General features: G+C 67.8%; 17 protein-coding genes. 6 read left to right on the top strand and 11 right to left on the bottom strand.

What is annotated here, in order from left to right; all coding sequences use genetic code 11:
- The first annotated feature begins 4 nt into the window (after nucleotides 1–4).
- On the top strand, nucleotides 5–1,519 hold the full coding sequence (locus tag LL236_RS03270; RefSeq protein ID WP_228177362.1) for an alpha-N-arabinofuranosidase: 1,515 nt from the start codon (nucleotides 5–7) through the stop codon (nucleotides 1,517–1,519).
- Nucleotides 1,520–1,539: 20 nt separating this feature from the next.
- Here LL236_RS03270 and LL236_RS03265 read toward each other — a convergent pair whose 3' ends face one another.
- Together LL236_RS03265 and LL236_RS03260 are read right to left on the bottom strand one after the other, a co-directional pair.
- Nucleotides 1,540–2,604 (bottom strand): threonine aldolase family protein, encoded by a 1,065-nt coding sequence (locus LL236_RS03265; protein WP_228177361.1) that lies wholly within the window; start codon nucleotides 2,602–2,604, stop codon nucleotides 1,540–1,542.
- 43 nt (nucleotides 2,605–2,647) lie between these two features.
- Nucleotides 2,648–4,072 carry a DUF6421 family protein gene (locus tag LL236_RS03260; protein ID WP_228177360.1) on the bottom strand — a complete coding sequence of 475 codons (1,425 nt, stop codon included), beginning with the start codon at nucleotides 4,070–4,072 and terminating at the stop codon, nucleotides 2,648–2,650.
- Between the two features lie 109 nt (nucleotides 4,073–4,181).
- On the opposite strand from LL236_RS03260, the gene LL236_RS03255 reads away from it, so the two are divergent.
- The gene (locus tag LL236_RS03255) at nucleotides 4,182–4,664 is read left to right on the top strand and encodes an Lrp/AsnC family transcriptional regulator (protein ID WP_228177359.1); all 483 of its coding nucleotides are present in this window, start codon (nucleotides 4,182–4,184) and stop codon (nucleotides 4,662–4,664) included.
- Between the two features lie 17 nt (nucleotides 4,665–4,681).
- On the opposite strand, the gene LL236_RS03250 is transcribed toward LL236_RS03255, so the two are convergent.
- From LL236_RS03250 to LL236_RS03210, 9 genes are all read right to left on the bottom strand, one after another.
- Nucleotides 4,682–6,181, bottom strand: coding sequence for a CoA-acylating methylmalonate-semialdehyde dehydrogenase (locus LL236_RS03250; RefSeq protein WP_228177358.1), 1,500 nt, complete (start codon nucleotides 6,179–6,181; stop codon nucleotides 4,682–4,684).
- Nucleotides 6,182–6,228: 47 nt separating this feature from the next.
- Nucleotides 6,229–7,536, bottom strand: coding sequence for an aspartate aminotransferase family protein (locus LL236_RS03245; protein ID WP_228177357.1), 1,308 nt, complete (start codon nucleotides 7,534–7,536; stop codon nucleotides 6,229–6,231).
- 64 nt (nucleotides 7,537–7,600) lie between these two features.
- Nucleotides 7,601–8,773 (bottom strand): ABC transporter substrate-binding protein, encoded by a 1,173-nt coding sequence (locus tag LL236_RS03240; protein WP_228177356.1) that lies wholly within the window; start codon nucleotides 8,771–8,773, stop codon nucleotides 7,601–7,603.
- Nucleotides 8,774–8,831: 58 nt separating this feature from the next.
- Nucleotides 8,832–9,617: an ABC transporter permease gene (locus tag LL236_RS03235; protein WP_228177355.1), complete on the bottom strand. Its 786-nt coding sequence runs from the start codon at nucleotides 9,615–9,617 to the stop codon at nucleotides 8,832–8,834.
- Nucleotides 9,614–10,432, bottom strand: coding sequence for an ABC transporter ATP-binding protein (locus LL236_RS03230; RefSeq protein ID WP_228177354.1), 819 nt, complete (start codon nucleotides 10,430–10,432; stop codon nucleotides 9,614–9,616). Before LL236_RS03230 ends, LL236_RS03235 begins: the two co-directional genes overlap by 4 nt.
- A complete protein-coding gene (locus LL236_RS03225) occupies nucleotides 10,429–11,322 on the bottom strand; it encodes an ABC transporter permease (protein ID WP_228177353.1) in 894 nt (297 codons plus the stop codon). Before LL236_RS03225 ends, LL236_RS03230 begins: the two co-directional genes overlap by 4 nt.
- A gap of 30 nt (nucleotides 11,323–11,352) precedes the next feature.
- Nucleotides 11,353–12,369 (bottom strand): TIGR03842 family LLM class F420-dependent oxidoreductase, encoded by a 1,017-nt coding sequence (locus LL236_RS03220; protein WP_228177509.1) that lies wholly within the window; start codon nucleotides 12,367–12,369, stop codon nucleotides 11,353–11,355.
- A gap of 10 nt (nucleotides 12,370–12,379) precedes the next feature.
- Nucleotides 12,380–13,843: a dihydropyrimidinase gene (gene hydA / locus LL236_RS03215; RefSeq protein ID WP_228177352.1), complete on the bottom strand. Its 1,464-nt coding sequence runs from the start codon at nucleotides 13,841–13,843 to the stop codon at nucleotides 12,380–12,382.
- Nucleotides 13,840–14,688, bottom strand: a complete 849-nt coding sequence (locus tag LL236_RS03210) for a nitrilase-related carbon-nitrogen hydrolase (RefSeq protein WP_228177351.1) — start codon at nucleotides 14,686–14,688, stop codon at nucleotides 13,840–13,842. Before LL236_RS03210 ends, hydA begins: the two co-directional genes overlap by 4 nt.
- A 115-nt stretch (nucleotides 14,689–14,803) precedes the next feature.
- On the opposite strand from LL236_RS03210, the gene LL236_RS03205 reads away from it, so the two are divergent.
- From LL236_RS03205 to LL236_RS03190, 4 genes are all read left to right on the top strand, one after another.
- A complete protein-coding gene (locus LL236_RS03205; protein ID WP_228177350.1) occupies nucleotides 14,804–16,168 on the top strand; it encodes an aminotransferase class I/II-fold pyridoxal phosphate-dependent enzyme in 1,365 nt (454 codons plus the stop codon).
- A gap of 67 nt (nucleotides 16,169–16,235) precedes the next feature.
- Nucleotides 16,236–17,639 (top strand): MFS transporter, encoded by a 1,404-nt coding sequence (locus tag LL236_RS03200; protein ID WP_228177349.1) that lies wholly within the window; start codon nucleotides 16,236–16,238, stop codon nucleotides 17,637–17,639.
- Nucleotides 17,640–17,709: 70 nt separating this feature from the next.
- A complete protein-coding gene (locus LL236_RS03195; protein WP_228177348.1) occupies nucleotides 17,710–18,930 on the top strand; it encodes a sensor histidine kinase in 1,221 nt (406 codons plus the stop codon).
- Entirely contained in the window at nucleotides 18,927–19,595 is a 669-nt protein-coding gene (locus tag LL236_RS03190) for a response regulator (RefSeq protein ID WP_228177347.1), read from the top strand. Before LL236_RS03195 ends, LL236_RS03190 begins: the two co-directional genes overlap by 4 nt.
- Nucleotides 19,596–19,673: the final 78 nt, after the last annotated feature.

The raw sequence follows: 19,673 nt of genomic DNA, 5'->3' as shown, positions 1-19,673 counted from the left end.
GCCCATGACCGAAACCGCACGTGCCGTCGTCGACCTCGACGTCACCGGCTCCCGGATCAACCGTCACCTCTACGGCCACTTCGCCGAGCACCTCGGCCGCTGCATCTACGACGGGTTCTGGGTCGGTGAGGACTCGCCGATCCCCAACGAGCGCGGCATCCGTCTCGACATCGTCGAGGCCCTGCGCGCCGTGAACATCCCGAACCTGCGCTGGCCAGGCGGGTGCTTTGCCGACGAATACCACTGGCGGGACGGCATCGGTCCCCGCGATCAGCGCCCCCGCATGGCCAACACCCACTGGGGCGATGTCATCGAGAACAACCACTTCGGCACGCACGAGTTCATGGACCTGTGCGACATGCTCGGCGCCGACCCCTACGTGAACGGGAACCTCGGTAGCGGAACCGTTCAGGAGATGAGCGAGTGGGTCGAATACCTCACCCGCGACGATGACAGCCCGATGGCGCGGTTGCGGCGTGAGAACGGTCGCGATGAGCCCTGGAGGGTGCCGTTCTGGGGCCTTGGCAATGAGGCGTGGGGATGCGGTGGCAACATGTCGCCGGAGCACTATGCGCAAGAGGCCCGTCGCTACGCCACCTTCTGCCGCAACCACGGGGGCAACGAGCTGACCCGCATCGCCGCCGGTGCCAACGAGGGCGACCTGCGCTGGACCCGCGCCCTCATGGAGGCGGTGAACTGCCTCGGCTGCACGAAGGACGACAACCCCGTCTACCAGGCGATTTCGTTCCACTACTACACGCACTCCGGAACGGGCATCAACACCGAGGATGCGGCGGGCTTCACCGACGATCAGTACTACCGGACCATGGCGTACGCGGCAGGCATCGAGCGGATCCTCGCGTCCCACGTCGCGCTGATGGACGCCTACGACCCGCGCGGGCGCATCGACCTCGTCTGTGATGAGTGGGGCACGTGGTGGAACGTCGAGAAGGGCACGAACCCCGGATTCCTCTTCCAGCAGAACACCGTGCGCGATGCTCTGGTGGCAGGCTTGCACTTCGATATCTTCCACCGGCACGCGCGTCGGTTGACGATGGCCAACATCGCCCAGGCCGTCAACGTGCTGCAGGCCATGATCCTCACCGACGGCGAGAGCCTCGTGCTGACACCCACCTACCACGTGTTCGAGATGAACAAGGGTCACCAGGATGCGTTGCAGCTGGGCGCTCACGTCCTCGAGGTGCCGAGCGAGACGGTGGGGGATGAGGACCTACCGTTGTTGTCGCTCTCGGCATCCGTCAAGGACGAGACCGCCCTGGTGTCGTTGACGCACCTCTCGGCACACGACGACCTCGATGTCCGCATCGACCTGCGCGGTCGTGCTGCCACCGTTGTCCGTGCCCGGGTACTCACCGCCGAGAGCGCGTCGGACTTCAACGACCCGAGTGCACCCGATCGGGTGGCGCCGGTGTCGCTGGAGACGCGGATCGAGGACGGCATGCTCTCGGTGCGGCTCCCGGCGCACTCCTTCGCGACCGTCGAGCTCAATCTGGGTTGAGGGAGCCCGCGCGAGGTGCCTCAGGCGTTTGTCGCGCGGGCGATCGCCTCGATCAGGGCGTCGATGTCGGACTCGGTGGTGTCGAAGCTGCACACCCACCGAACCTCGCCGACCGAGGCATCCCAGTCGTAGAACCGGAAGCTCTCGCGCACGCGCTCGGCAGCTCCCGGCGGCAGGGTGGCGAAGATGCCGTTGGCCTGCGTCTGCTGTGTGAAGCCGACCCCGGTGATGGTGCCCGCGGCGATCGCTTCCTCGAGCCCACGCCGCAGCCGCGCTGCCATCGCGTTGGCATGGCGTGCGTTACGCAGGAACAGGTCGCCCTCGTACAGCGCGACGAGCTGGGCTGAGACGAACCGCATCTTCGAGGCCAGCTGCATGTTCATCTTGCGCAGGTAGTGCAGCCCCACGGATGCCGACTCGTTGAGCACCACGATCGCTTCAGCGGCAAGCGCCCCGTTCTTGGTGCCGCCGACGCTGACCACATCGACACCCGCATCCGTCGTGAAGGCATGCAGGGGGAGGCCCAGGGCCGCGGCGGCATTCGAGATCCGAGCGCCGTCCATGTAGAGGAGCATTCCGCGCTCGTGGACGTGGTCCGCGATCGCCCGGATCTCGGCCGGCGTATAGAGCGTGCCGAGTTCGCTCGACTGCGTGATGGCGACAACCAGCGGCTGAGCGCGGTGTTCATCACCCCACCCCCACGCCTCGGTGTCGATCAGCTCGGGCGTCAGCTTGCCGTCGGGAGTCGGGATCGTCAGGAGCTTGATGCCGCCGACCTTCTCGGGCGCGCCCCCTTCGTCGCTGTTGACGTGTGCCGTGGATGCCGCGATCACCGCCCCCCACCGGGGCAGCATCGACTGCAGTGCCGTGACGTTCGCGCCCGTGCCGTTGAAGACCGGGAACACCTCGACGGGCTTGCCGAAGTGACCAGCGAACACACCGTGGAGCCGTTCGGTCACCGAATCGGCGCCATACGCGGGCTCGTGATCGACGTTCGCGGCGGCGATCGCTGCGAGCACCTCGGGATGGATGCCTGAATAGTTGTCGGAGGCGAAGCCGCGGGCGTGGACGGGGGTGCTGGTCACCGTCTCAGCCTACGGTTCGCGCAGGCGTGCACTCGCGAGGCCGTCATGCGTCGCCAGCCCGGATGCCGGCCGTCGAGGCGATCACCGGGCGCATCTTCTTCTCCAGTGCTTCGTAGAACATCGACAGCGGGAACTCGTCGTCGAGCACGGCATCCGTGTAGCCCGAGAGGGGGCCAGCGAGCACGTCGTCGGGGAGTCCCCGGTTCCAGCGCGAGGCGGGGTGGGGCGGCAGCGTGTGGCGGATGAGGTCGTAGGCCGCCAGCCAGTGCACGGGCTTGGGGCGGTCGATCGATGCCCAGTACAACTCGTCGATGCTGTCGGCGAGCGCAACGACGGCGGCAGGGACGGCGTCCCAGTCGATCGACAGGGCGGTATCGGTCCAGTTGAGCACGCCGCGCTGATGCAGCCAGGCGAACAGCAACTGCCCGCCCAGCCCGTCGTAATTGCGCACCCGGGAGCCCGTGATCGCGAAGCGGAAGATGCGGTCGAACACGACGGCGTACTGGACCAGTCGCGCGTGTTCGAGTGTTTCCTCCTCGGTCCCGCTCAGCGGCTCTCCGCCCTCGAGCCGAGCCTGCAGCCGCTCGTGGATCCGCACGCTCTCGCGGAACGCCGTGAGGTCGCAGCGCAGCTCTTCGAGGGCGTACAGGAAGTACGGCATCCGCTGTTTGATCATGAACGGGTCGAAGGGCAGATCGCCCCGCATGTGGGTGCGGTCGTGGATGAGATCCCACATCACGAACGTGCGCTCGGCGAGGGCGGCGTCATCCAGCATTCGAGCCGCGTCGGCGGGAAGGTCGAGCTTCGTGATCTCGGCCGCCGCGCGGACGACCCGGCGGTAGCGGGCAGCCTCGCGGTCCTGGAAGATCCCTCCCCACGTGAAGGTCGGGATCTCGCGCATCGCCACGGTCTCGGGAAAGAGCACAGCAGAGTTCGTGTCGTAGCCCGACGTGAAATCGATCAGGCGCAGCGAGACGAAGAGGGCATTGCCGTAGTCGGTGCTCTCGAGCTCGGCGACGAATTCTGGCCAGATGGCCTCGACCAGCACGGCTTCGACGTGGCGCTGCCTCGACCCGTTCTGCGTGTACATCGGGAAGACGACGAGGTGACGGATGCCGTCGACACGCTGCCGCTGCGGTTGGAACTCCACGAGCGAGTCGAGGAAGTCCGGGATGCCGAATCCGCTCTCGACCCAGCGGTTGAAGTCCCGGGTGAGGGCGTTGAGGTAGTCGCTATCGTGCGGGAATGCGGGTGCCAGCTCCTCGACGGCGCGCATGATCGCCCCGACGTGCTCGCGGGCGGCGGCGTGATGCGCGGCATCCGGAATCGAGCCGTCGGCAGCCTGCAGCGGGTGCAGCGCCTCGGCTGCGGACTTCAACGCAAGCCAGGCCGCGGACACCTCGACCGAGGCGGCGATCTCGGCGGGCGCGAGGGGAGTGAGGGGTGCGGGGGACGACAGGGTCGACATGAGGCCTCCGAACGTAGGGTCGTCGCGATTCTAGATTTTCTCCGTTCCTAATGCGTTTGGGCAGGAATATTTCCGGCTTTCGGCCGTTGCGGTCGATAGGCTCGTTCGCATGGTTCCGGAAACGCTGCTCCCTCGGCTCGATGACGACACCGATGCCCGCATCCTGCGCGCGCTATCGGTGGATGCGCGTGCGACTCTCGCCGACCTGTCAGCGGCAGTCGGTCTGTCGGTGTCGGCGGTGCAAGCGCGGGTGCGCCGACTGGAGAGCCGCGGGATCATCACGGGCTACCGGGTCGTCGTTGATCCCGAGGCGGTCGGGAAGCCCCTCGCCGCGTTCGTCGAGATCACCCCCCTCGACCCGGCTCAGCCCGACACGGCCCCCGAGCTGCTCGCCCACCTCGAGGAGATCGAGGCGTGCCATTCGGTTGCGGGAGCGGCGAGCTACCTCCTGCTGGTGCGGGTCGCCACTCCGCGGCACCTCGAGTCGCTGTTGCGAGAGGTTCGCGCGGCAGCCAATGTGAGCACGCGAACGACCGTCGTGCTCCAGACGTTCTACGAGAACAGGCCGGTCGCGCCCGCTGCCCGCACCTGACGCGCGGCAGCTGCGGGTCACGTGTTCTGCGGGAACCCCAGGTTGACGCCGCCGTGCGAGGGGTCGAGCCAGCGAGACGTGACAGCCTTCTCTCGCGTGAAGAACGAGAAGGCCTGCGGTCCGTACGCCTTCGCGTCGCCGAACAGCGACGCCTTCCATCCGCCGAACGAGTGGTACGCGACCGGCACCGGGATGGGCACGTTGATGCCGACCATTCCGACGCTCACCTCGCGTTGGAACCGTCGCGCTGCGCCGCCGTCGTTCGTGAAGATCGCGGTGCCGTTGCCGTACGGGCTCGCGTTGATGATCTCGATCGCCTCGTCGTACGCGCCGACGCGCACGACCGACAGGACCGGCCCGAAGATCTCGTCGCGATACGCGGCAGACGAGGTCGGCACGGCGTCGAGCAGGGTGGGACCGAGCCAGAACCCCCCGGGTTCGCCGTCGACCTCGACACCCGCGCCGTCGACCACGACCGTCGCACCGTCGTCGCGGGCGACCCCGATGTACGAGGCCACCTTGTCGCGGTGCGCCGCCGTGATGAGCGGGCCCATGTCGCACCCGCGCAGACCGTCACCGGTGCGCAGCGTCGCCATGCGTTCGGCGATCTTGTCGACGAGGGTGTCCGCGATCGAGTCGACCGCGAGCACGACGGACACCGCCATGCACCGCTCGCCCGCCGAACCGAAACCGGCATTGACCGCCGAGTCGGCCGCGAGGTCGAGGTCGGCATCCGGCAGCACCAGCATGTGGTTCTTCGCTCCGCCCAGAGCCTGCACGCGCTTGCCGTGCGCGCTCGCGGTCTCGTAGATGTACTTCGCGATGGGGGTCGAGCCGACGAACGACACCGACGCGATGTCGGGGTGCTCGAGGATCGCGTCGACGGCCTCCTTGTCGCCGTGCACGACCGAGAGCACTCCCGCCGGCAGCCCCGCCTCGGCGTAGCGCTCTGCGATCCAGTTCGCCGCCGAGGGGTCCTTCTCGCTGGGCTTGAGGACGACCGCGTTGCCGGCGGCCAGGGCGATCGGCAAGAACCACAAGGGAACCATGGCGGGGAAGTTGAAGGGACTGATCACACCGACCACCCCGAGGGGTTGGCGCAGAGTGTACACATCGACGCCCGTCGACACGCTCTCGGAGTACTCACCCTTGAGCAGGTGCGGTGCGGCGCAGGCGAACTCGACGACCTCCAGGCCCCGGGCGATCTCGCCGTGAGCGTCGGCGAGCACCTTGCCGTGCTCCGACGTGAGGATGCGGGCCAGCTCCTCCTTGCGGGCGTTCAGGATCTCGCGAAAGGCGAACATGACGCCCTGCCGCTTGGCGAGGCTCGCGTCACGCCAGGCGGGTGCCGCGGCGGTCGCGGACGCGACGGCGGCGGCGACGTCGTCGGCTCCGGCCAGGCGCACCTCGCGCTGCGCTTCGCCGCGCGCCGGGTCGTACACCGGTGCCGTACGGGTCGAGGTGCCGGGCCAGGCGGCGCCGCCGACCCAGTGATCGAGGACGGGAAGATCGGACATCGGAGTGCCTTTCGTGAGGCGGGCGGTCTCGGCCGCGCCGGAGGGGGTCAGAGAGCGGCATCCAACAGGGCGAGCACGTCGTCGTAGATCTCGACGGCGCGCGCGACCTCGTCAGCGCTGACGGTGCACGGCGGCACGACATGGATGCGGTTGTCGACGGTGAATGGGAGCAGGCCGCGGGCGAGCATCTCGGACTTCGCCCGCGCGATCTCGCCCGCGCGCAGCGGGTCGCGGGTGTCGCGGTCAGCGACGAGCTCGAGGGCCCAGAACACACCCTCGCCGCGCACTTCCCCGACCACGGGATGGCGTTCGGCGAGGTCGGTGAGCGCGGGGGCGAGCACGTCCGAGCCGATGCGCCGCGCGTTCTCGACGATGCCCTCCGATTCCATGGCGTCGATCGTGGCGACGATCGACGCGGCCGCCAACGGGTGGCCGCTGTAGGTGAGGCCACCGGGAAACACGCGATCGTCGAACGCGTGAGCGATGGGGGCGCTGATCAGTACGCCGCCGATCGGGACGTAGCCAGAGTTGACGCCCTTCGCGAAGGTGATCAGATCGGGCACGACTTCGTGGCCCTCGAAGGCGAACCAGCGACCCGTTCGCCCGAACCCGGCCATCACCTCGTCGAGGATCAGCAGGATGTCGAACTCGTCGGCCAGTTCCCGCACCCCCGCGAGATAACCGGGCGGGGGCAGGAGGACCCCGGCGGTTCCGGGGATCGACTCGAGCAGGATCGCCGCGATCGTCGACGGACCTTCGGCTTCGATCACGCGCCGGAGATGGTGGAGGGCGCGTTCGCACTCCTGCTCGACGCTGTCGGCCCAGAACTCGCTGCGGTACAGGTATGGGCCGAAGAAGTGCACGTGGCCGCGAGCGAACTCGTTCGGCATCCGTCGCCAGTCGCCGGTCGACACGATCGCCGCCCCGGTATTGCCGTGATACGAGCGGTACGTCGAGAGCACTTTGTCGCGTCCCGTGACCAGGCGTGCCATTCGGATCGCGTTCTCGTTCGCGTCGGCCCCACCGTTGGTGAAGAAGACCTTCTCGAAGCCATCCGGTGCGTGCGCCACGATGCGCTGCGCGGCACGACCGCGCGCCAGGTTCGCAGCGGTCGGCGCGATGGTCGTCAGCACATCGGCCTGTGCCGCGATCGCCGACGTGACCGCCGGATGCTGGTGTCCGATGTTCACATTCACGAGCTGGCTCGAGAAGTCGAGGTATCGCTTACCCGACTCGTCCCAGAGCTCGGTGCCGGAGCCGCCCGCGAACACGAGCGGTGACAGCGCCGCCTGCGCCGACCACGAGTGGAACACGTGCGCACGATCGAGATCAAATGCTTCGCTGTCGGTGGTCATGAGCCCTGCTTCGTGGGGGGTGATGCCGGGTCGGCCGGCGATGCCGACCGACCCGGCGCGGGAGTTACTGGCCGCCCTCGGTGAGGGTGACCTCGATCGGGGTGTACGTCGCCGAGACGTCGTAGCCCTCCTCGACGAGTTCCGCGAGCGCCTGCTCGATGTACTCGTTCGAGTACGCCGACGCCGGCGGCTCGGCCGTGATGAGGTTCAGTCCGTCCTGGTTGACAGCCGACAGGGCCCCGGCGACAGTCTTGTCCCAGGCTGCCGGGTCCATCACGCCGAACTCCGAACCGTTCCAGATGAGCTTGTTGACCTCGTTCATCATCCACTCCTGGTGCACGGGTCCCACCGGGAAGGCAGCTTCGGCGTTGATCGCGTAGTCGTAGGTGATGGCGGCTGCCTCGACGGGATTGTCGCGGGCGTAGATCCAGCCCTTGGCGATGGCCTTCAGGAACCGCACCGCCGCATCGGCGTATGCCGGGTCGGAGGCCAGGCGCTCGGTGTCGGCCCAGATCGCGTCCTGCAACATCGCGCCCTCGGTCTCTTCGTACGAAATGACGTTGAGGTCCTCGAGAGTGTAGAGCTCACCGGTCTCGGGGTTGACGGTCTCGAGCACCTGCGCGAGTTCGTTGTAGGTCATCGCTTGGGCGGCGTCGACGTCTCCGTCCAGCAGCGCGTTCATGCTGAAGTCCTGCGTCGTGATCGACACCGTCGTGGAGTCGAGGTCCTCGGCGGCCATCGCCGCGAAGATCTCCCACTCGTTGCCGAAGCCCCACGAGCCGATCCGCTTGCCCTCGAAGTCGGCGACGCTCTCGATCCCCGAGTCGGCCCACGACACCTGGGTCGTCCCCGATTCCTGGTAGACCTGCGCGATGTCGGTGAGTTCCGCGCCGGTCGCCTCGAGGCTGCCGAGCACCTTCGGGACCCAGGCGATCGCGAAGTCCACGTCGCCGGCGATCAGCGCGTCCTGCGGCACGATGTCACCGCCCGAGGGGACGATCTCGACATCGTCGAAGCCCTCTTCGGCGAAGTAGCCCTGGTCGAGGGCGACGTAGTAGCCCGCGAACTGTGCTTGCGGCAGCCATTGCAGCTGCAAACTCACGGACGTGAGCGGCTCGAACTCGCCGCTGTCTTCGGTCGTTGCGGGTTCGGATGATCCCGCGCACGCCGCCAGTGCGAGTGCGGCGACGGTGAGGGTGGATGCGGCCACGAGGCCGCGTCTGGTGCTGTGTCTCACGGTGTTCCCTTCATCTGTGGGGTGCTCTCTCGGTGGTACGGGTGGTGCTCGATGCCGGTTAGACCGGCATCCTTCGGGTCGCCAGCCGCTCGAGCAGCGAGGTGACCAGGAAGAAGAAGAGGCCGATGATGATTCCGCCGAGGACGAAGGCCCAGGCGAGCGCGGCCCGCCCCGACTTGGCGTACGTCGCGATCGCGGTGCCGATGCCGTCAGCGGGCCCGCCGAAGTACTCCGCGACGAGGGCCGCGATGACCGCCAGCGAACTTGCGATCCGCAGACCCGTCATGAGGTAGGGCAGGGCCGTCGGCAGGGTCAGCAGTCGGAAAGTCTGCGCCGACGTGGCAGCCGACGCGCGGAACAGGTCGCGGTGCACGGGCCGGCTCTGCCGCAGGCCCCGCAACACGTTGACGAACACCGGGATGAACGCGGCAAGACCTGCAACCGCCTGCCTCCCGAACTGGCTGGACGCCCCGAACATCGTGTTCAACACCGGCGTGATCGCGACGATCGGAATCACCGCGAGCGCCGCGACGAGGGGGGCCAGCATCCCGTCGATCGGCCGGATCGCCGCGGCGAGCGCGGCCAGCGCGATGGCGATGAGCGATCCCGCGATGAGCCCCACGAAGGCGTTGGTCGCGGTGACGGCCATCCCCTCGGCGATGATGTTCCACCGCAGCACGAACTCCTGCGCGATCGCGATCGGACTCGGCAGCATCCGGGGCGCGGCGGCTGCGACGTCCACGTACAGCACCCAGGCCACGAGCCCGAGGATGCCGACCCCGACGGGAGCGGCGGTGCGCACCCACGACGGCAGCGCGGGAGCGGTGGGTTCGCGCAGGCTCATCGTTCGTTCGCCCTCTCGATCTTCGAGCCGTGCAACGCTTCGCGTACAGCCGTGACCCGCTCGAAATAGGCGGGGGACTCGCGCAGGTCGTCGTCACGCGCGTCGCCGAGTCCCACCGTGACGACTTCGGTGATGCGGCCCGGTCGCGGGCTCATCACGACGACACGGTCAGACAGGAACACCGCCTCGGGGATCGAGTGCGTCACGAACACCACCGCGGCGCCGGTCTCGGCGGCGATGCGGGTCAGCTCGGACTGCAGGTACTCGCGGGTCATCTCATCGAGCGCCCCGAACGGCTCGTCCATCAGCAGCAGGCGCGGACGGGTCGCGAGGGCGCGCGCGATTGCGACACGCTGTTGCATCCCGCCCGACAACTGGTCGGGATAGCGTTCGGTGAAATCCGACAACCCCACGAGTTCGGCGAGCTCCGCGACCCGCGCGGCGCGTTCCGGCTTGGCGGTGCCGTGAAGCTCGAGCGGCAGGGCGATGTTCGCGGCCACAGTGCGCCACGGCAGCAGTCCCGCCTGCTGGAACGCGATGCCGTAGTCCTGGTCGACCCGGGCGCGCGCCGCGGGTTTGCCGAAGATCTGCAGATCCCCGCTCGTGGCCGAATCGAGATCGGCGATCAGGCGCAGCAGCGTCGACTTTCCGCATCCCGAGGGCCCGATCAGCGAGACGAACTCGCCGGCCGCGACTTCGAGATCGACGCCCGTCAGCGCCGTGACATCGCCCGCCTTCGTCGGGAAGAACTTGCCCACGTCGCGTGCGTGCACGGCGGCGGTCGCGGTCGGCGCGGTCGGTGTCTGAGGGGTCATGCGGTGGCCTCTCCTCGTCGGTAGCGGTGGAGTCCGACCCCGATCAGCGCGACGGACCCGGCGGCGATCAGACCCAGCACGATCGAGCCGAAGATGGGTCCCCACGGGGCGGCCGGATCGCTGGATCCCTGGCCGGCGAGTTGGATCAGCATCCGCCCGATTCCGCCGCGCATCCCGATCGAGACCTCTGCGACGACGACACCGAGCACGGCGTTCGCTGCCGCCAGGCGCAGCGCGGGCAGCAGGTGGGGTACGGCGGCGGGCAGCCGCAGGTGGCGCAGCGTCGACCAGTACCCGACGGCGTAGGTGCGCATGAGGTCGACGTGGATCCGGTCGGGGGCTTCGAGTCCGCGCAGAGCGCCGACAGCGACGGGGAAGAACGCGAGATACGACGCGATGACGGCGACCGACAGCCATTGCGGCCAGCTCGTCCCGCCGCGGTCGATCTGGTTGCCGATCGCGTTGATGACCGGGGCGAAGGCGATGAGCGGGACCGTCTGGCTTACGACGATCCAGGGCAGCAGCCCCCACTCCAGCAGCTGCCAGCGCTGCATCACGAGTGCCAGTGCGCCGCCGACGATGACGCCGAGCACCCACCCGACGGCGGCGATTCCCAGCGTCGTGACGGCCGCGATCGCGACTGTCGCGATCAGCGGCGGGGTTTCCCCCCCGCTGGTCGGCTCGAACAGTCGCGCGAGCATGTCCCACACGTGCGGCATCGCACGGTCGTGGGTGCGGGGCAGGATCATGACCCTCGAGCCCGTCTGACCCTCGACGGCGCCGATCACGACACCCTCCGCGGGCCCCAGGAACTTGTAGGCCTCCCAGAGCAGCACGATCGCGAGCACGCCGAGGATGCCCCAGCCCAGTCCCGTCGCCCTCCGGCTCATGTCTGCAGCCGCTTCACTCGCCGTCACGCCTCACGACTTGGCCGTGACCTTCTCGCGCAGGGCCGGGATCACGGTCTCGCCGTAGACGCGGAGGGTCTCCTCCTTGTTGTCGTGCTGCAGGTACCCCGCGAACTGCGTGACGCCGAGCTCCCGTAGCGCCCCGAGCTTGGCGATGTGCTCTTCGGCGGTGCCGAGGACGCAGAATCGGTCGACGATCTCGTCGGGAACGAAGTCCACGTGGTCGTTGTCGCTCTTGCCGTGGGAGTTGTAGTCGTACCCGGTGCGTCCCGCGATGTAGTCGGTGAGAGCACGCGGCACGCTGCCGTCGGTGCCGTACTTCGCGACGATGTCGGCGACGTGATTGCCGACCATCCCCCCGAACCACCGGCACTGGTCGCGCATGTGCTCCCAGTCCTCGCCGATGTACATGGGGGCCGCGACGCAGAAGTCGATCGACTCGGGGTCGCGGCCGGCTGCCGCTGCGGCATCCTTGACCGTCTTGATCATCCAGGCCGCGATGTCGAGGTCCGCCAGCTGCAGGATGAATCCGTCGGCCACTTCGCCCGTGAGCTTCAGCGCGAGCGGCCCGTACGCTGCGACCCAGACGTTCAGCTCGGACCCCTGGCTCCACGGGAACTGCAGCGTCGATCCCTTGTACTCGACGGCTCGAGAGTTCGCGAGCTCCCGGATCACGTGGATGGACTCCCGCAGTTCGGCCAGCGTCGACGGCTTGCCGTTGGTGACCCGCACCGCCGAGTCGCCGCGCCCGATGCCGCAGATCGTGCGGTTTCCGTACATCTCGTTCAAGGTCGCGAACACGGATGCCGTGACCGTCCAGTCCCGTGTCGCGGGGTTCGTCACGAACGGGCCGACGACGACCTTGCGGGTCTCGGCGAGGATCGCTGAGTAGATCACGTACGGTTCCTCCCACAGCAGGTGGGAGTCGAAGGTCCAGACGTGGCTGAAACCGTGCGCTTCGGCCAGCTTCGACAGCTGGATCACGCGCGACGCGGGAGGATTCGTCTGCAGGACGACACCGAAGTCCATCGTCATCGCCTCACACCAGGTACTGGCTCAGGCCGCGCTTGACGAAGCTGCCGTCGCCCTTGCGTCCGAGGTACTGGCCTGCGTCGACGATCACCTTGCCCTTGGAGATCACGGTGTCGACGTGCCCGTCGATCTCGAACCCCTCCCAGGCGGAGTGGTCCATGTTCATGTGGTGGGACTTGCCGGTGCTATGACCCAGGTCGTCGACCGGGAGGCCGATGGAGGTGTGACCGTTCGGATCGTAGACGACGATGTCGGCATCCGCCCCGGGCTGGATGACACCCTTCTTGCCGTACATGCCGAACATGCGCGCCGGGGTGGTGCTCGTGAGTTCGACCCACCGCTCCAGGGTGATCTCGCCGGTGACGACGCCCTGGTACATGAGATCCATCCGGTGCTCGACTGAGCCGATGCCGTTGGGGATCTTACGGAAGTCCTCCAGGCCCAGGGTCTTCTGATCCTTCATGCAGAACGGGCAGTGGTCGGTGGAGACCATCTGCAGATCGTTGGTGCGCAGGGCCTGCCACATGTGGTCCTGGTGGCCCTCGGCGCGCGAGCGCAGCGGCGTCGAGCACACCCACTTGGCGCCCTCGAACTGGCCCCACTGCTCGCTCGAGGCGCCCAACTGCTCTTCCAGCGACAGGTAGAGATACTGCGGGCAGGTCTCGCCGAATACGTTGAATCCGTTGTCGCGAGCGGCCGCGAGCTGCGCGACAGCCTGTTTCGCCGAGACGTGCACGACGTACAACGGCGCCCCGGTGATGTTCGAGAGCATGATCGCGCGGTGGGTGGCCTCTTCTTCGGCCTGCCAAACGCGGGCCTTGCCGTGGAAGAAGGGTGAGGTCTTGCCGGCATCGACGAGTTGCTGGGCGAGCACGTCGATGACGGGGCCGTTCTCGGCGTGCATCATCGTGAGCAGCCCCGTGTCGGCGGCGACCTGCATCGCTTTCAGGATCTGGGCATCGTCCGAGTAGAAGACGCCGGGGTAGGCCATGAACAGCTTGTAGCTCGTGATGCCTTCGTCAACGAGGGTCGGCAAGAACGCGAGCGATTCGTCGTCGATGCCGCCGACGATCTGGTGGAACCCGTAGTCGATCGCGCAGTTTCCCGCTGCCAACTCGTGCCACTTCGCAAGGCCGTCGGGCACTTTCGTGCCGTACGTCTGCACGGCGAAGTCGACGATGGTCGTCGTACCGCCCCACGCTGCCGCGCGCGTGCCGGTTTCGAACGTGTCGCTCGCGAACGTGCCCCCGAAAGGCAGCTGCATGTGCGTGTGGGCGTCGATGCCGCCGGGGATGACGTACTTGGCGCTCGCATCGACGACAGTGTCGACGGATGCCGCCAGGTTCGTGCCGAGCAGTTCCGAGCCGGGCGCGAGGACGGCGACGATCTTCTCGCCGTCGACGAGGACATCGGCCGGAGCCCGCCCGGTGGCGGAGACGACGGTGCCGCCGGTGATCAGTGTCGTGCTCACGGTGCGGAGATCCCTTCGTAGCTGTCGGGGCGACGGTCGCGGTAGAACTGCCAGTCGTCGCGCATCTCCTGCACCATGTCGAGGTTCAGGTCGCGAATGAGGACCTCCTCGTGCTCGCTCGAGCCCAGCGCCCCGACGAAATTGCCGCGCGGGTCGATCACCTGGCTCGTGCCGTAGAAGCTGACAGCCTCGTCGCCGTACTCGTTGTCCTCGCGGCCGACGCGATTGGGCTGGAGGACGAAGTAGCCGTTGGCAACAGCCGCGCACGGCCCCTCGACCTCCCACAGGCGGTTGGACAGGCCCGGCTTGGTCGCATTGGGGTTGAAGACCATGTGCGCGCCGTTCAGGCCGAGCTCGCGCCACCCCTCCGGGAAATGGCGGTCGTAGCAGATGTACATGCCGACCTTTCCGACCGCCGAGTCGAAGACGGGGTAGCCGAGGTTGCCCGGACGGAAGTAGAACTTCTCCCAGAACTTCTCGACGTGGGGGATGTGGTTCTTGCGATACGTCCCCAGCACGGTGCCGTCGGCATCCACGAGAACCGCCGTGTTGTAGTAGACCCCGGTCTGCGCCTCCTCGTAGATCGGCAGCACCATCACAGTGCCGAGCTCCTTCGCTACCGCGGCGAAGCGCTCCACGATCGGGCCGTCGACCGGCTCGGCATAGCGGTAGTACTTCTTGTCCTGTGTGATGCCGAAGTAGGGCCCGTAGAAGAGCTCCTGGAAGCACACCACCTGCGCGCCGTCGGCGGCGGCATCCCTCGCGAATTGCTCGTGCCTGTCGAGCATGGATGCCTTGTCGCCGGTCCACGTCGTCTGCGTGATGGCCGCTCTCACCGTCGTCATCTCGTGCACTCTCCGTCCGGTCGAAGGGGCCACGAAGCGCCGTGGCGTGTCTGTTATTGTTCGGCGTGAACATTTCCCTTCGGTTTCGTCCCGTGTCGCGACCGTAAATGTTGGTGTGATCGAGATTGGGTGGGCGATGACCACGGTGATCGATCGTGCGCACTTCACCGATCCCACGCCGCGCGCTATCGCGGCAGAGCTTGCCCGCCTGATCACGGCCGGAGATCTGGCCGCCGGTGAGCGACTGCCGACCGTGCGCGAGGTCGCGGGACGGCTCGGTGTGAGCCCTGCGACAGTGAGCGCTGCATGGAAGGCGCTCTCGCAGGCCGGGCTGATCGTCTCGCGTGGGCGGGCAGGATCGTTCGTGCGCGAGGAACGGCAGGAGTGGATGTCGCCGCGCGTGCAGGGCCTTGCCCAGCATCCGGGATCGCCGCGGCTCGACCTCTCGGGAGGGACTCCGGATGCCGACCTGCTCCCCGACCTCGCGCGTGCCTTCTCGCGGGTGTCGCCGCGCGCTCACACCGGTCGATACCACGAGTCGCCCGTGCTACCCGAACTGGAGACGTTGCTCCGCCGGGTGTGGCCGAGCGATGCGGAGGCGATCACTGTCGTCGACGGTGCCCTGGACGGCGTCGGTCGTGCGCTCGAACAGGTCGTGCGCTTCGGAGACCGCGTGGTGGTCGAAAACCCCGGCTTCCCGTACTTCTTCGACCTCATCGAGCACCTGGGGGCGCAGCCGATCCCCGTAGAACTCGACGCCGAGGGGATCGCGCCGAGTAGCTTCGCGCGTGCGCTTGCGACGAGGCCGACCGCGGTGCTTCTGCAGCCGCGCGCACACAACCCCACGGGTGTGTCGACGAGCCCCGAGCGCGCGGCTGAGCTTGCGCGATTGGTACGCGCCTCGCGAAACGGAGCGCGGTTCGTCATCATCGAGGACGACCATTCCGGGCTCGTAGCCGCAGCGCCCGAGGTGACGCTCGCCCGGTGGCTGCCAGAGCAGGTCGTGCACGTACGCAGCTTCTCGAAATCCCACGGTCCCGATCTGCGCATCGCCGCGCTCGGAGGCCCATCGCGCATCGTCGACCGCGTCGTGGCGCGCAGGCTGCTGGGGCCGGGATGGACCTCACGTACCATCCAGGCCGTACTCTTCGATCTCTTGTCAGACCCCGTATCGATCGAGGCTGTGGTTCGCGCCCGCGAGAGCTACCGGACTCGTCAGCGGGAGCTGGCCGGCGCACTGCGCCGCCACGGAGTCTCAGCCGTTGCCGGTGACGGCCTCAACGTCTCCTGGGACGTCGCGGACGAGCGCGCGGCGCTCCTTCATCTCGCTGCGGCCGGCGTCGGTGTGGCGGCGGGGTCGCCCTTTTTCCTCTCAGACCGCACCGCTCGCCCCCTCATCCGCGTCACTGTCGGTCTCGTGAGCGGTGACGTCGATGCCGTGGCTGCCTCGCTCGCGCGTGCGGTGCGCGTGACGGGCTGAGCGCCACCGCCCCAGTTGCGGCATCCGGCTGTTCCCGACGTCCGAGCCGCGCAGTGCGCTTCCCCGCATGACGACTCCCGCTCCGGCGGATCCCACAGTTGCGCCGCGCACGCGGTTGATCCGTACCCCGAACGAGCGCGTGTTCCTCCACGTTCTCGTGAACACTGCGGCTGCGAACATCACGACGAGCTACCTCTGGTTCGCGCTGACCTTCTGGGTGTACCTCGAGACTCGCTCCGTGGTGGCGACCGGGATCATCGGCGGCACGTACATGCTGCTGTTGGCCGTCTTCGCGATGTGGTTCGGCACGCTCGTCGACCGGCATCGCAAGCATCGCGTAATGGTCTTCTCCGCTGCCGCCACACTGGTGGCCTTTCTGATCGCAGGCGCTCTCTACCTCGCTCAGCCGGAGTCCGCGCTCGTCGACATCAACGGCCCGTGGTTCTGGCTGTTCGCGGGAATCATCCTGCTCGGATCCATCGTCGAGAACATGCGCAACATCGCTCTGTCGACGACCGTGACACTCCTCGTCCCCGAAGAGCGGCACGCGAATGCCAACGGTCTGGTCGGCACAGTGCAGGGGATCGCCTTCATCATCACCAGCGTGTTCAGCGGCCTGTCGGTCGGCCCGCTCGGCATGGGGTGGACGCTGCTCATCGCCATCGTCGCAACCGCGATCGCGGGTGTTCACCTGCTCCTGCTCCGGATTCCCGAGGAGCAGCCGGCGGCATCCGTCGGACGCGGTGTCGACCTGCGCGGCGCGATCACCGCTGTGAGACTGGCGCCCGGGCTCTTCGCACTCATCATCTTCTCGACGTTCAACAACCTCATCGGTGGGGTCTACATCGCCCTGATGGACCCGTACGGGCTGACCCTGTTCAGTGTCGAAGCCTGGGGCACCGTGTTCGGGGTCGCCGCGACGGGGTTCATCGTCGGCGGCGTCCTGATCGCCAGGTTCGGCCTCGGACGCAACCCGATTCGCACGATGTTGCTCGTGGTCGCGGGCATGGGGCTACTGGGCGCGCTGTTCACGATCCGCGACTGGTGGCTGCTCTACGCCGTCGGGATCTGGCTCTACATGGCCCTCGTGCCCGCGGTCGAGGCAGCCGAGCAGACCGTGATCCAGAAGGTCGTGCCGTACGGATCGCAGGGGCGTGTGTTCGGGTTCGCCGCGGCTTTCGAATCGGCAGCCGCCCCCATCACCGCGTTCCTGATCGCGCCGATCGCGGAGTTCTGGGTCATCCCCTACATGGAAACGCCGAGCGGCCAGCAGACGTGGGGATGGCTTCTTGGGGACGGGGAGGTGCGCGGCATCGCGCTCGTGTTCGTCTTCGCGGGGCTTGCCATGGTCGTCATCGCCCTGCTCGCATTCGCGACGCGGTCGTACCGGCTCATCACCGAGCAATACCGGACCGCGCCCGAGACGCCGTCGCAGACCGAGTCCGAGACCGAGCGGACGCCTGCACCGTAGGCGGTCGGCCCGGCGCACATACATCTTCAGACTGACGCGCTCTGGGCGCGCGTTCCGTAGCGTGGGTGAGGTGAGACGCTCCGCACTCTTTCGTGAACTCCTGCCGTACCAGGTGGCAACCGATGTGTCGGTTGCGGGAGTGTTCGGGCTGCTCTGTCTCCCCTTTGAGCTGACGATCGGCGGCTGGGCAGCCGAGTCGGCACTGCCGACCGTGGTCATGTGCCTTCTCTTCGCGGCGGCGCTCGCGCTGCGGCGGCTCTCGCCGCCCCTCGCGCTCGCTACGGCGTGGGTCGGCGCGACGATGCAGATGCTGATGCTGCGTCCACCGTCGCCCGTCGACCTCGCGATCTTTGCCGTGCTCTACGCGACGGCAGCCTACGGGAGCGCGCTGGTGTACTGGCTCGGATTCTCGTCGGCGATCGTCGGGGCCGCCGTCATCACCGGCTATCTCTTCGGTTCGCAGCTGCTCAGTGCCGCGTCGTGGAGCGTCCTTCCGCTGGCAGCCGCTGTTCTCATCGCTGCGGGGTTCGCGTTGCTCCTGGCCTGGACCGTGGGTGCTCTGGTTCGAACGTCCCTGCGCGCTCGACGCACCCAGCGTGAGCGCGAGCGTGCCGAACGGGAACGCGTCGAGGAGCAGGAGCGAGGTCGGATCGCGCGCGACATGCACGATGTCGTCGGTCATTCGCTGGCCGTCATCATCGCCCAGGCCGATGGGGCTCGGTACGCAGCCGACGCCGATCCGCAGGCGGGGAAGGACGCGCTCGCGACGATCTCGACGACGGCGCGCAGCGCGCTCGCTGATGTTCGGCTGCTGCTGGCGCAGTTGCGCCACAGCGAAGGGATGGCGCCGCAGCCGATGCTGAACGATCTGGAGAGTCTGTACTCCCAGGTGCGAGCTGCCGGGCTCGCGGTGCGCGTAGACGTGGAACCGATGCCTCCCGCGAACGTGCCGGCTGCCGTGCAGTTGGCCATCTACCGCGTGCTGCAGGAGGCGCTCACGAACGCCATCCGCCACGGCAACGGAGATGTCGAGGTGACGATGCGCTGGCTCCCGGACCGTCTGCACCTGTGGGCATCGAATCCTGTCGCGGAGCCCGTCGACCCGCCCGCGGCGGATGCCGCGCCCCTGACTGACCCCGCCGGAGTGACCCACGGTATCGTCGGCATGCGCGAGCGGGCGCGGCTGGTCGGTGGGGCAGTGGAGGCAGGGATGGTCGGGGAGCTGTGGGTCGTGCGGGCGACCTTCCCCTTCGCCGCGGAACCGCAACCTCACGGGTCCGCGGCACGATGAACGACCAGAGCAACCCCGGTCCGGGCGTCATCCGTGTCGCGCTCGTGGATGACCAGGCGCTCTTTCGCGCCGGCATCCGCATGGTGATCGACTCCCAACCCGACATGGCCGTCGTCGGCGAGGCGGGAGACGGCCAGGCGGCCCTGTCGATGGCGCGAGACACGCGTCCGGATGTCGTGCTCATGGACATCCGGATGCCCGTCATGGACGGGATCGAGGCGACGGCGCATTTGCTACAGGACCCTGACGCGCCACGGATCGTGATGCTGACGACGTTCGACCTCGATGAGGCAGCCGCACGCGCGATCCGCGGCGGCGCGAGCGGATTCCTGCTCAAGGATGCCGAGCCGGAGTTCGTGCTCGCCGCAATCCGCAGCGTGTACTCCGGTTCGGCGGTGATCGCGGCAACGGCCACGGCGCAGCTGTTCGCGCACTTCCGGGACGAACAGACCCGGCCGGCGCCGCGAGCGTTCGGCGAGCTGACCGAGAGAGAACGCGAGATCTTCGGTCTCGCCGCGCGGGGCCTGTCAAACGCCGAGATCGCGGCGCGAGAGTACCTTTCCGAGGCAACGGTGAAGACGCACGTCAGTCGCATCCTCGGCAAGCTCGAGCTGCGTGATCGCGTCCAACTCGTCGTTTTCGCCTACGAGCACGGCCTGGTCTGACACCGATCATGGGGCCGCTGGCCGCAGCCTCGCACGAGACGGATGCCGAGGAATCATCCTTCCGATGGATGACGGCGC

Source organism: Microbacterium schleiferi (genome assembly GCF_020781975.1).
In the GTDB taxonomy this organism is placed as follows: Bacteria; Actinomycetota; Actinomycetes; order Actinomycetales; family Microbacteriaceae; genus Microbacterium.
The sequence above is the reverse complement of the archived record's forward strand: the minus strand, read 5'-3'. Positions and strand labels throughout refer to the sequence as shown.